Source organism: Lamprobacter modestohalophilus (genome assembly GCF_016583905.1).
Lineage (GTDB): Bacteria > Pseudomonadota > Gammaproteobacteria > Chromatiales > Chromatiaceae > Lamprobacter > Lamprobacter modestohalophilus.
In genome coordinates this window covers 87,070-99,174 of sequence record NZ_NRRY01000015.1, presented here as the reverse complement: position 1 = coordinate 99,174, position 12,105 = coordinate 87,070, and the positions used below count along the sequence as shown (strand labels likewise).

Annotated in this window: 15 protein-coding genes; 7 read left to right on the top strand and 8 right to left on the bottom strand. The window is 62.0% G+C overall.

Annotated features, from left to right (window positions below):
* Both CKO42_RS11070 and CKO42_RS11065 read left to right on the top strand, forming a co-directional pair.
* On the top strand, positions 1–582 hold a 582-nt coding region (locus tag CKO42_RS11070), incomplete at its 5' end, for a TOBE domain-containing protein (protein ID WP_200243638.1).
* A gap of 35 nt (positions 583–617) precedes the next feature.
* A complete protein-coding gene (locus CKO42_RS11065; protein WP_200243674.1) occupies positions 618–1,277 on the top strand; it encodes a methyltransferase in 660 nt (219 codons plus the stop codon).
* A 24-nt stretch (positions 1,278–1,301) separates the two neighbouring features.
* Here CKO42_RS11065 and modD read toward each other — a convergent pair whose 3' ends face one another.
* Positions 1,302–2,147 carry a ModD protein gene (gene modD / locus CKO42_RS11060; protein ID WP_200243632.1) on the bottom strand — a complete coding sequence of 282 codons (846 nt, stop codon included), beginning with the start codon at positions 2,145–2,147 and terminating at the stop codon, positions 1,302–1,304.
* A gap of 183 nt (positions 2,148–2,330) precedes the next feature.
* Positions 2,331–2,759, bottom strand: a complete 429-nt coding sequence (locus tag CKO42_RS11055) for a TOBE domain-containing protein (RefSeq protein WP_200243626.1) — start codon at positions 2,757–2,759, stop codon at positions 2,331–2,333.
* Between the two features lie 250 nt (positions 2,760–3,009).
* On the opposite strand from CKO42_RS11055, the gene modA reads away from it, so the two are divergent.
* From modA to CKO42_RS11030, 5 genes are all read left to right on the top strand, one after another.
* On the top strand, positions 3,010–3,762 hold the full coding sequence (gene modA, locus CKO42_RS11050) for a molybdate ABC transporter substrate-binding protein (RefSeq protein WP_200243615.1): 753 nt from the start codon (positions 3,010–3,012) through the stop codon (positions 3,760–3,762).
* 90 nt (positions 3,763–3,852) lie between these two features.
* Positions 3,853–4,530 (top strand): molybdate ABC transporter permease subunit, encoded by a 678-nt coding sequence (gene modB, locus CKO42_RS11045; RefSeq protein WP_200243613.1) that lies wholly within the window; start codon positions 3,853–3,855, stop codon positions 4,528–4,530.
* Positions 4,527–5,870 (top strand): molybdenum ABC transporter ATP-binding protein, encoded by a 1,344-nt coding sequence (gene modC / locus CKO42_RS11040; RefSeq protein ID WP_200243602.1) that lies wholly within the window; start codon positions 4,527–4,529, stop codon positions 5,868–5,870. The genes modB and modC overlap by 4 nt, the downstream gene beginning before the upstream one ends.
* A 113-nt stretch (positions 5,871–5,983) precedes the next feature.
* Entirely contained in the window at positions 5,984–6,523 is a 540-nt protein-coding gene (locus CKO42_RS11035) for a YeeE/YedE thiosulfate transporter family protein (RefSeq protein WP_274608904.1), read from the top strand.
* A gap of 170 nt (positions 6,524–6,693) precedes the next feature.
* On the top strand, positions 6,694–7,251 hold the full coding sequence (locus CKO42_RS11030; RefSeq protein ID WP_200243598.1) for a YeeE/YedE thiosulfate transporter family protein: 558 nt from the start codon (positions 6,694–6,696) through the stop codon (positions 7,249–7,251).
* A gap of 126 nt (positions 7,252–7,377) precedes the next feature.
* On the opposite strand, the gene CKO42_RS11025 is transcribed toward CKO42_RS11030, so the two are convergent.
* The 6 genes from CKO42_RS11025 to CKO42_RS11000 all read right to left on the bottom strand — a co-directional run bounded on the left by CKO42_RS11025 (position 7,378) and on the right by CKO42_RS11000 (position 12,096).
* Positions 7,378–8,634: an NRAMP family divalent metal transporter gene (locus CKO42_RS11025; protein ID WP_200243594.1), complete on the bottom strand. Its 1,257-nt coding sequence runs from the start codon at positions 8,632–8,634 to the stop codon at positions 7,378–7,380.
* 171 nt (positions 8,635–8,805) lie between these two features.
* Positions 8,806–9,762, bottom strand: a complete 957-nt coding sequence (locus tag CKO42_RS11020) for a TonB family protein (protein ID WP_200243591.1) — start codon at positions 9,760–9,762, stop codon at positions 8,806–8,808.
* 12 nt (positions 9,763–9,774) lie between these two features.
* Entirely contained in the window at positions 9,775–10,218 is a 444-nt protein-coding gene (locus CKO42_RS11015; protein WP_200243589.1) for an ExbD/TolR family protein, read from the bottom strand.
* Positions 10,219–10,287: 69 nt separating this feature from the next.
* The gene (locus tag CKO42_RS11010) at positions 10,288–10,677 is read right to left on the bottom strand and encodes an ExbD/TolR family protein (protein ID WP_200243587.1); all 390 of its coding nucleotides are present in this window, start codon (positions 10,675–10,677) and stop codon (positions 10,288–10,290) included.
* Positions 10,667–11,419, bottom strand: a complete 753-nt coding sequence (locus tag CKO42_RS11005) for a MotA/TolQ/ExbB proton channel family protein (protein WP_200243586.1) — start codon at positions 11,417–11,419, stop codon at positions 10,667–10,669. Before CKO42_RS11005 ends, CKO42_RS11010 begins: the two co-directional genes overlap by 11 nt.
* Positions 11,416–12,096: a hypothetical protein gene (locus CKO42_RS11000; protein WP_200243585.1), complete on the bottom strand. Its 681-nt coding sequence runs from the start codon at positions 12,094–12,096 to the stop codon at positions 11,416–11,418. Before CKO42_RS11000 ends, CKO42_RS11005 begins: the two co-directional genes overlap by 4 nt.
* Positions 12,097–12,105: the final 9 nt, after the last annotated feature.

Genomic DNA, 12,105 nt, shown 5'->3' with positions numbered 1-12,105 from the left:
GGTGGGGGTGGTGCACGACTCACCGACGAAGGTCGTCGTCTGATTGTGGCCTATCGCACCCTCTCCGCCGAATACCGGCATTTCTTGGAGAGCGTGAATGCGGCCCTGGGTGATCGGGAGGCCGGTGTTGCGATGTTGCAACGGTTGGCACTGCGCACCAGCGCCCGTAATCAGTTCATCGGACAGATCGTCTCAGTCACCGCGCGTCCGGTCGATGCCGAGGTCGAGATCGCGATTCAGGGTGGTGCGCGGGTCCGCGCTGGCGTGACCAATGAGAGTGTCGACTGTCTTGGGCTGAAGCCGGGGCGCCATGTCTGGGCGCTGATCAAGGCCGTGGCCGTGCGGATCGAGCCTGAAACGCCTAGCGGCATCTCCGATCCTAATCTCAATCGGCTCTGTGGACAGGTGCAGCGCATCACCCGCAGCGATGGCCCGGCCGAGGTGGTGATTGCACTCGAAGCAGGCATCACGGTGCGCGGTCTGATCCATGCCGAGCGTCTGGAGCCGCTCGGCATCCGTGAGCAAACATCCGCCTGCGCGCTGTTTGAGCCCGCGAGCGTGATCATCGGCGTGAGTGACTAAGAGAAAGCGCGGCAACTTTTTATCTCGATCCCATGATTCGCAGCTACATCTACGACGCACTGATTCTCAGACTCACTTCCCAATGGTACGCGGAGGTGTTCAGGCGCCTGCCCGAGGGCGCTGCGATGCTGGACGTCGGCATCGGCACCGCCGGAGCCCTGCTGGCGAACGCCGAGCTGGTCAAGCACAAGGGACTGCGCGTGACCGGCATCGATATCGATGCCGACTATGTCAAGCGCGCCCTGCGCAGGCTGCAGGATTCCGCGCTGGCGAAGAGCGCCGAGGTCCGTCTCGAATGCGTCTACGATCACCAAGGCGGACCCTACGATGCCGTCTATTTCTCCGGCAGCTTCATGCTGCTGCCCGAGCCGGAGCAGGCGCTGCGGCATTGCTCGGCGCTGTTGAACGAGGACGGACGTCTCTACTTTACCCAGACCATTCAGATGCGACCCGACCGCTGGATGGAGATCCTCAAGCCGATGCTGAAGCGGGTGACGAGCATCGAGTTCGGTCGCGTGACCTACGAGCCGGAGCTCAGGGCGCAGATCGACGCCGCCGGCTTGGAGCTGGAGGAGCTAACGACCTTGGCGCGCCACGGCAGTCGTGCATTTTGCATTGCCGTGGCCAGACCTGTGAGCAGGCAACCAGACCGGGAGCACTCGGATGCCGGCTACCGGTCCTCGGTGGAATACTAAACTGAATCTTAGGTTCCGATATCGCTAGCTAAACCGGACCTGCACATCGCGCGGCGGCGCTAGGTGCGGTGCCGTCGTCACCAGCAGCCGGGCACCAGCCCGGGCGTAGTCTTCAGCGTTCCTGGCATTGATGCCACCGGCGGCGCCAACGACGGCCTGCGAACCACGCGCGGTGAGCGCCGCGACGGTCTCGGCCACCTGCTCGGCGGTGAACTTCTCCAATTGCAGCACGTCCGCCTCGGCCCAGGTCAGCGCCTCCTTGGGCGTTGCCACCTCGACCACGACGCGCTTCTCCGGACACTGCCGGCGGAGCCGGGCCAGCGTCTCCTCCGGCGTCTCGTCGCCGAGAAACAGTCGATGCTCGGCGAAGATCAACAGCGTCTCCGAGAGGCCATTGCGGTGCATCACCGCACCGCCGGCCTTGAAGGCCTTGACCGCGAGCCGACGATTACCAGGGACATTCTTGCGCGTACCAGCCACTATCGCGTTCGGATCACCGCGTCGCGCGGCGGCGACGATGGCGGCAGCACTGCTGGCGATGCCACCACACCATTCCATCAGCGTCTGCGCTGTCTTCCAGCCTTGATGCAGTGCGCCAGCGCTGCCATGCGCCTCGAGCAGTAGCGTTTCTGGAGCGGCCTCGGCGCCAGAGGCAACGTGCGCCTCGGCTTCGGCGCCGCAGAGCTGGAACATCCGCACCGCTTCCTCAACGCCGCAGACGTGCATTGGGTCGCGAGCGAAGAAACGGATGTTGCCGAACTTGGCGGTGATGGCGAGCGATTCGCTGGTGAGGTCGCCAAAGGGAACATCTTCGGCCAGCAGTTGTTGTAGCGCGTGGTCACTGAGCACCGGCGGGTTGAAGCTAGGCATGGTCAACATCGATTCGGTTGGGTTGAGAACGGCACATTGTCACTGTCCAACAGTGTCGTGAAGAAGAGAGAAGAAGACAGCGAGGGCTGTCATGGCGAGGTGCACCGTCATTGTGCAAGGGGTGCCCCCGCTCATGGAGTCGCGCTATATCCTAGTGCATATTGCGCTCCGAGTAAGGCACGTTTAAGTTGGCACGCCGAGGATGACCTGCGGTGCCTTGATCACGGCAGTTGCATCGACGCCTTCCGCCAATCCGAGCACATCGCAGGCGGCATGCGTGATGGTTGCATGAACGCTGTCGCCGGATGCCAGGCTGATGCAAACCTCAGCGTGGATCGGCCCTTTTTCCAAGGCCGTTACCTTGCCTTTGAGGCTGTTTCGAGCCGAGAGGCGAATGCCCGCATCGTCGGTCATCACGAGCACGGACGAGGCTTTGATCAGCGCGATGACATCCGATCCAGCCTTTAGATTGAGTGACTTGACGCTCTCGTTGGTGACGATGGCAACGATCTGCTCGCCACCGGTCAGTGTCACCAAGACCTCCGCGTTAACGGCACCCAAGGTGACCTCTGCCACCTTGCCGCGGAACTGATTACGGGCGCTGATCTTCATGCTGTTTCCTCATCAAAGTGTCGGTCTTCGGTTGCGGCGCACCTGTCGTGCTTTGCTAGCGCATCGAGCGATGAGCGCTCGCCTTAGCAGATGGGTGCGACAGAAACTCGGCATGCATACTGCATACCAGATGAGGAGCTGCCTGGCGTTGTTTGTTTGACTATATTACGATCTCGCCATCCTTGTAAGCTCTGCAGGATCTAGCGCCGGTGGCAGTTTCCTTCCTTAACTCAATTCAGGAGTCCGTCTGATGCAACCGATTCGCCCCGTTCTCTTCGCTGTGAGCCTGCTGGCGAGTGGCAGTGTGTCTGCCGCAGAGGCCCAGATTGCGGTCGCGAGCAATTTCACCGCGCCGATGAAGGCGATCATCGCCAGCTTCGAGCAAGATAGCGGCCATATCGTTAAGGCCTCCTACGGCTCGACCGGTAAGCTCTATGCCCAGATCAAAAATGGCGCTCCCTTTGAGGCCCTGCTCGCAGCGGATCAGGAGCGTCCGCAACTGCTCGAGGAGCAAGGACTGGGCGTACCCGGCTCGCGCTATACCTATTCCATCGGCGCGCTGGTGCTTTGGTCCGCTGACGCCAACAAGGTCGAGGATGGTGCGGCGCTGTTGAAGTCCGGCGACTTCAACAAGCTGTCGATCGCCAACCCGAAGCTGGCGCCTTATGGCGAGGCCTCCATCGAAACCCTAGAAGCACTTGGCCTGAAGGCCGACGTCGAGCCTAAGCTGGTGATGGGCGAGAACATCGCCCAAACCTATCAGTTCGTTGACACGGGTAACGCCGATATTGGCTTCGTCGCCCTGTCGCAGGTCATGAAGGACGGCGAGATCGTCAAAGGCTCGGGCTGGATTGTGCCCAGCGAGATGCACGCACCGATCAGCCAGGATGCGTTGATTTTGAACAGCGGCCAGGACAACCCGGCGGTGACGGAGCTGTTCGCCTATCTCAAGGGCGAGAAGGCAGAGGCGATCATCCACGACTTCGGCTACGAGACCGAGTGACAGACAGCGTCGCGGTGCCGGCCCTGCTCGGCATCCTGTTGCTGATCTCCGCGATCAACGTCTTTCAACATGCCATCAAGGATTCCGCCCATGTGGCTCACTGAAACCGATCTCGAGGCCATCTGGCTGACGCTGCGATTGGCGGCGGTCACCACCCTGATTCTGTTCGTGGTTGGTACGCCCGTCGCTTGGTGGCTGGCGCGCACCCGTTCGCGCTGGAAAGGGCCGATTGGCGCCGTGGTCGCGTTGCCGCTGGTGTTACCGCCCTCGGTGCTGGGCTTTTATCTCTTGGTCGCCATGGGTCCAAACGGACCGGTGGGGCAGCTGACCCAAACGCTTGGTATCGGACTCTTGCCCTTTACCTTCTGGGGACTGGTGGTGGCCTCGGTGTTCTACTCCTTCCCCTTCATGGTACAGCCGGTGCAAAACGCCTTCGAGGGGATTGGTGATCGTCCACTGGAGGCCGCGGCGACGCTGCGTGCCTCACCGCTAGATCGTTTCTTCAGCGTCGCGCTGCCGCTCGCGCTGCCGGGATTCGTCACCGCCGGCATTCTCACCTTTGCGCACACCGTCGGTGAGTTTGGCGTGGTGCTGATGATCGGCGGCAACATCCCAGGGGTAACCCGTGTCGCCTCGGTGCAGATCTACGACTATGTGGAGGCGCTGGAATACGGCAACGCCCACCGGCTAGCGGCGGTCATGTTGGTGTTCTCCTTTCTGGTGCTGCTGGCGCTGTATGTCTGGAATCCGGGGGCGAAGAAGCGATGAACGAGACGCAAGCGAACACCAATACCGCCGCAGCGGCAGCCGCAGCGGCTGGTGCCGAAACCGGCATGCGGTCGCAGATCGAGGCCCGTTTCCGGGTCGCCTGGCCGGGCTTCACGCTGGATGTGGACGAACGGCTACCAGCGCGTGGCGTCACCGCCCTGTTCGGCCATTCCGGCTCCGGCAAGACCACCTTGCTGCGCTGCATTGCCGGCCTAGAGCATGCCGCAGTCGGCCGGCTCAGCTTCAAGGGTTCGGTCTGGCAGGATGCCAAGACCTGGGTGCCGACCCATCGGCGGCCCATTGGCTACGTGTTCCAGGAGGCGAGCCTGTTTCCGCATTTGACGGTGCTCGGAAACCTGCGCTACGGACAACGGCGCAGTCGCGGGGGCAGTGCGAGCGACAGTCTTGGCAAGAGCAGTGACAGTGACAGCAACAGTCTTGGCAAGCCCAACGCGAGCAACAGTCTTGGCAAGCGGGCCTTGGCCATCACTGAAAGCAGCGCTGACACTGACACTGATACTGATACTGATACTGATACTGATACTGATACTGATACTGATACTGATACTGATACTGATACTGGCTCAGTCACAGACCGCTTCAGTCTGGAACAGGCGATTGAGCTGCTCGGCATCGGTCATCTGCTACAGCGCAAACCAGCCGCGCTCTCTGGCGGCGAGCGTCAGCGCGTCGGCATCGCACGAGCGCTGGCGGTGAATCCGCGGCTGCTGTTGATGGATGAGCCGCTGGCGGCACTGGATTTAAAGCGCAAGCAGGAGATCCTGCCCTATCTGGAGCGCTTGCACGACGAGCTTGAGATCCCGGTGCTCTATGTCAGCCATTCCCCCGACGAGGTTGCGCGGTTGGCCGATCACATCCTGGTGATGGACGAGGGTCGAGTGCTGGCAAGCGGACCACTCAACGAGACCCTGTCACGGCTCGATCTGCCGATTCGGCTTGGTGAGGATGCCGGTGTGGTGCTCGATGGCCAAGTCGCAGAGCGCGATGAGCAATGGCATCTGCTGCGCGTTGCCTGCTGCGGCGCCAGCCTGTGGACCCGAGATAGCGGTGCCGAGATCGGTGCCCATGTGCGGCTGCGCATCCTCGCCCGCGATGTCAGCATCACTCGTGATCCGGGCCATGCGAGCAGTATCCAAAACACGCTGCCAGCGACGATTCTGTCGCTGGGCGACGACAGTCATCCGGCGCTGCGGCTGGTCAAGCTCGAGATCAGCGGCTCGCCGGTGTTGGCGCGCGTCACCCGGCGCTCGGCCGACCAGCTCGACTTGGCACCTAGGCAATTGGTCTATGCGCAGATCAAGGCTGTGGCGCTACTCTGAGCACGGGCTGTTCTTGCCATCGGCGTTGCGCAAGCATCCATTCAGCTGCTGCGCGACAGCGCAGCAGCGAAGCCTTAGTACTTGACAGCTGGCCTCTGGTACTGGAGAAAGGCTTGCTTTCTCCTACTGAACGAGGCCGAGCACGCATGCATTGGCTGCAGATGCAGAGTTGGTCGCCGTATGTCGTTGGCGCTGCCATGGGCGTACTGAGCTGGTTTACCTTCCTGTTGTCAGACAAGTACTTGAGCTGTTCGACCACTTACGCCCGTCTCAGCGGCATGGTGGAGCGTCGCCTGCGCGGGTCTGTGGTCGAGCAGAAGGCGTTCTATCGCAAGACGCCGCTGATCGTCGATTGGCAGTTCATGTTCGTGATCGGCATCTTCATCGGTGCCTTTCTCTCCGCCTTCCTGTCCGATTCGCTGCACCTGGAGATGGTGCCTGAGCTCTGGCGCCAGCACTTCGGCGACACGCCGGTGCTGCGGTTTCTGGTCGCCTTCGCCGGCGGCGTGCTGATGGGCATCGGCTCGCGCTGGGCCGATGGTTGCACCAGCGGCCATGCCATCAGCGGCGCGCTGCAGCTGGCGATCAGCAGCTGGATTGCGGTGGTCTTTCTGTTTGCGTCTGGCGTGATCGTCGCTCAGCTCATGTACTGAGTGCATGAATCGAGCGCATGAATCGAGCGCATGATTGACGCGCATGATTGACGCGCATGGATTGCGCCCGGCTTGGGCACCGCTGAGCCCGCTGATCGCACATCAACCTGAATCAACCGACCCAACCGGCCATGAGCTGCCTGCGGCGCGTGGCAGCAGAGACTGATCCCATGCTCGATAGACTGCATCAACATCGTCGGCTTCAACTCCTGCTCGGGCTGCTCATGGGGGTGCTGTTCGGCATCCTGTTGCAGAAGGGTGGCCTGACCCACTACGACGTCGTGCTTGGGCAGCTGCTGTTCCGCGACTGGACGGTGGTCAAGATCATGCTCTCGGCCATCATCGTTGGCGCCATCGGGATCTTTCTACTGAGGTCCTTCGGCCATGTTCGGTTGCAGCCGAAGCCGGCCTCAGTTGGCGGGTCGGCGATCGGCGGCATCATCTTCGGCGCTGGGCTGGCCACCCTCGGCTATTGCCCGGGAACGGTCACCGGCGCGATGGGGCAGGGATCCTATGATGCGCTCACCGGTGGCTTCTTCGGCATCTTGGTGGGAGCCGGCCTTTTCGCTCACTGCTATCCCTGGCTGGACAAGCACATCTTGAACAAAGGCCGGATTCAGGCTCAGACCTTACCCGAGCTCTGGGGTGTCTCACCCTGGACGCTGGTCTTGCCGATGATCCTGGTGATGGGCCTGCTGCTCTGGCTTATCGAGCGTTTTGGCGGTTAGCTGCGATTGCACGACAGACCCGTTCCAAGCTACAGGAGCCCGATGGACCTACGATTCAAACGCTCTTTTTAACGCGAATCTCGCGCGATGCATCGTCAGGGGTGGCGCGGCGCTATGCGCGTTAGGTCAATCGAGCAGAAACTCCGCATAGATGAAGCCCGCGGTCATGCCGAAGAAGAACAGGATGCCGACCCAGCTCAACAGCTTCAGGATCGGCCCCGGCCGATGCTCTGGCGGGACATTGTCGCCACTCATGACCAGAAAATTGATCACCGCCAAGATCGGCGAGGTGATGAAGGAGATGATGGCGGCGAAGCCAAGCAGCTGCAGCAAGTTCTGCACATAGCCGAGCACGATGGCCGAGGCGCCGATCACCGCAATCAAGATCCAGGCCTGATGCACGCGCGTGAAGGCCGGCAGCAGCTTTGGTGCGAGCAGTGTGGTGCAGGCGGCGAGCGCTCGCGGATAGCCATCGACACAGGTCAGCGAGGTGCTGAGCATGGTGACGAAGGCGGCAAACAGGATCAGCCCATAGGACCAGGCGCCGATGTTGCGGGAATAGAGCTCGATCAACTGGTTCGAGAACGCGATGCCGCTTGGCGAAAAGCGCTCACCGCTGCCATACATGACCAGCGCGCCGAGCGCGAGGAAGACCATTGCCAAGGCGACGGCCATGAAATAGCCGAGATGGAAATCGATCAGGGTCTCGCCAACGGTGGCCCGGTGTCCGGTCTGGCGCTCGCGCGAGAACATCCACAGCGACGACCAAGCCGACAGATCCAGTGGCGCCGGCATCCAGCCCATCAGCATGATCAGAAAGCCGAACGAGGCCCAGGTCCAGGGTGAAGGCGGCTCGAACCCGGGCTGCATGACTGGCCCTTCTCCGATCGCAAGCAACAGCGCTGCCAGGGTCGATACGGTCAGTACGATGACGACCAGCTTCGCCATACCATCGAGCAGTCGGTAATGGCCAAGGAAGATGAACACCGCGCAGCCGATCATGATCAGCACCGTCAACTGCGGCAGCGGTAACGCCTCGAGCCCAAAGCCGGCGAGCAAGGCCGCGCTCAGCATCGATACCCCGGCGATGTTGATGATGCCGGTGAGAATATTGATCGCCAGGAAGATGTAGACGAACAGGTTGCCCCTGCGCTGATAGCCGGCCAGCAAGGATTCGCCAGTGGCCGCCGTGTATTTCTGTCCGTACAGGAAGAACGGGTATTTGAAGAGATTGGCGAGCAACACCAGCCCAACCAACTGCCAGCCGAACTCAGCGCCGGCTCGGGTTGACCAGACCAGGTGCGAGCCACCGATGGCCGCGCAGGCCACCAAGAGCCCGGGGCCGAGCGCCTTCATCAACGATGCGCGAGAGGTTTGATTCATGGGGTGAGGTTGATGGGGTGAGGCTGATGCGTGGGGCTGATGCGTGGGGCTTGGGCAAGAACGAACTCATACAGCGGTGGGCGGACTCGGTGCGCGTCAGTCATCAGGGCGATCAGGTCGAGTTGTAGCTGCTTTTTCAAGACTGACGCCATTCAACGACTGTTGCTAGGCTCAATGCAACGTAAAGGCAACCGGCACCGTGATGGTCAGGCTGGAGCGGCCGAGGCTAGAGGGGATGCGTGGCATTGGAGAGGCGCGCTCGAGCATGGCTTGAACCTCTTGGTCGAGCAGTTCGTAGCCTGAGCTCTGGATGATCCGTTTCGACACCACCCGACCGCTGCGGGTGATGGTGAAGGTCACTTTCACCGTGCCTTCTTGGCGTAGCCGTCGTGCTTGCGCGGGGTAGCGCTTGTGACGCGTGAGCCAGGTTGCGAGGCGCCCGTAGTAGTTGCTGGCGTTGGCCTGACCATCATTGCCACTGCCCGAGCCGTTGCGACCGCCCTTGCCATGACCGATGGCCCCAGCCTCTGACGACTCAGCATTGCCATCGCCAGATCCAGAATGCGCGCGCGCCGCGGCCTTGTCTGGACGCTCTGGATTCGCCTTCGTTGCAGCGATGCCTGGCCTGTCCTGGGTGGCCTTTGGCTTCTGCTCGGGCTTGACGCGCTGAGGTGTTGCCACTCTAGCTGATGTCGGTGTTGGCTGCGGATCGGCCTGTGGTTCTGGTTCTGGCTTCTGCTTAGGCTCAGGCTCTGGCTCTGGCTCTGGCTCTGGCAGGGGCTTGGCGGCGACGGTCTCGACCGTTGCCACCGGCGGCAAGACAGCCTCTTGCTCGTGCGCACGCTCGGCGTCGATGGCCAGCTGCGTCTGATCCTCAGATGCCGCTGCCATCGGGCTGGCAGCAGGCGCGGGGCTGGCAACCGGCTGCAGCACAGCCGAGCCAGGCGGCGAGCCATCCCCATCGGCGCCCGCTGCTGCCGAGAGGCCGCCGTCACCAAGCTCGATGGTGATACCCGCTGGCGCGATCGGGGGCGGCGTTGACAGCTGTACCAGCGCGAGCGCCAACGCGGCATGCGTCAGGCTGGCAATCAGTAAGGCGATGAGCCAATGGCGAGGGGTGATCTCCACAGCGGTGGGGTCTTATGTGTCTGAGCCGGACGCTTGTTGCGCGAGGAGCTGCAGGCGCTCAACGCCGAGCGCGCGCAGCTGCTCGAGCAGCTGGCGCAGTTGACCTTGGGTGACCGCGGCATCGGCCTTCAAGGTGATGCCAAGGCGATTGGCGTCGCCGTCATCCTGAGCCCCTTGCATGGATGCCAGTCGTGCCGCAAGCCGGTCATTGAGCTGCGTTGGTGCGACAAGCTCGCCGTCCAGCGCAATGCGTCCCTGGGCATCCATCAGCAACAGGATGCGCTCAGGCTCTGACAGTCGTCCCTGTTGCGAGCTTGGCGGCTCAACCAGTAGTGCCTCTGGGGGGCTGATCTGTCCGGCAATCATGAAAAAGATCAGCATCAGAAAAACGACGTTGATCAACGGGATCAGGGCATCGTCGGTGTTGGCTCGCTGTCGAGGGGCGGTGAATCGCATGGTGTCTGGTGGGCTTGGGCAGGTCGGAAACAGTGGGTCGATGGCAGCGGTGGCGAGCCGTCATACACCTTAGCGCAGTCGCAACACCGGTATACCGGCAGCAGCGAGCTGATCGAAGACCTGCAAGGTCATCTGCAAGGACACGTCATCGTCCGGTTGCACCCAGACTTGCAGATCCGGCGCTTGCTGCAGTCGGGCGCGCAGCCGATCGGTCAGCGCCTCGGTCTCGACCGGCTCGCCATTGAGGTCGAGACGACCATCGGCCTGAATCCGCAACAGCAACGCCGGTTGGCTGTCGGCGCTCGCGATCTGGGTATTGGGTGCATCGAGTGCAACCGCATTCAGCCGCGTCAGGCTCGATGCGAGCATAAAGAACAGCAGCAGGATGAAGACCACATCGATCAGCGGCGTCAAGCTGATCAGGCGCCGCCGTGGCCGGAGCGGGGGCTCAAACTGCATCGGTCGCCGGCACCGAGATGCTGTTGTCGCTACCGCTGACCGGAGGCTTGCCGGTGTCCATCCCGCGCGTGCCCTTTGCCGACAGGGCGCTCGATCCATGGCTCAGGTCGCGTGTGAGCACCCGCGTCACCGCATCCTCCATCTGATGACCACAGCGCTCGACGCGTCGTTCCAGCCAGCTGTGCACCAGGACGACCGGAATGGCGACACTGAGGCCAGCGGCGGTGGTGAGCAGGGCCTGCCAGATGCCGCCCGAGAGGATGGCCGGATCGACCTGGCTGCCAGCCAGCTCCAGCTGTCGGAAGGCCTCGATCATGCCCAGCACGGTGCCAAGCAGGCCCAGCAGCGGGCTGAGCGCGGCAATCACCTCGAGGGCACGGAGCCAGGCGCGCAGCTGCTCCAATTTGGCGCTGGCGAACCGAGTCAACTCCTCCCGCAACAGCCCGAGATCAACAGCAGGCATCGCCAGCCCCTGCAAGGTCCGCGCGAGCAGTTGGGCGGTCGGCTGGGGACTACCCTGAAGCACCGCGAGGGCCTGTTGCGGGTTCTGTTGGTACCAGTAGCGCAGTGCCTGCTCAGTCGGCTCGCTCGCATTGAGCTTGAGGCGCGAGAACTGCCATAGCTTCACCAAGATGATGGCTAGCGCAGCGACGGAGAGCAACGCCAGTATCCAGAGCACAGGTCCGCCTTGGCCAAAGCTCTCGGCAAAGGCGCCGGATGCGGCTGAGGCGCTGGTACTCATTTGAACAGGTCAGCGTCGAGCTTCGACGACAGATCGAGCTGCGAGACATCATCGGGCAAGTCCCCGTCGGGTCCAGCGATCTTGACCACATCGTTGATCAGGATGCGTCCGACATTGGTGCACTGGGTCTCGGGAAGGTCGAACAGCTTGACGCTGGTCTTGTCTTTGGCGATGGGCGCCGCATCAAGGGTGAGCCGACGTTTCACAAACCCTTTGGTGTCGAATAGAACCAGCTCGAGCTGCAGCGTCTCGAGCTGTTGATCGATGGCGTTCTCGAACACAAAGTAGACGCGGCAGATATCCTCCACCTGCTCCAGTTTGTTCAGCTCGATGCTGAGTCGGCCTAAGTTGTCTGTATCTGTCTTCGTATCCGTATCCGTATCCGTATCCGTATCCGTATCCGTATCCGTATCCTTGTCATCCTTATCCGCATCGGTATCGCTTTCATGATCCGCAGTCGGCGCGTCAGCGGTGGCGTCATCCTCGCCTTCGTTTGCTGCTGAGGCAGTCTCTGTGTTGTCGCTGGCCTTAGTAGAGGATTCATCCTCAGCGAAGGCGGCGATCGGCGAAGCCAACATGGCGGCTGTGATCATCGCGAGCAGACAGCGTCTGGGGTGCGGCCCGGTCTGCTCGAGGAGCAGATGGGTCCAAGACCACGGCAGTATTCGGTTCGACATGGCTCTAAG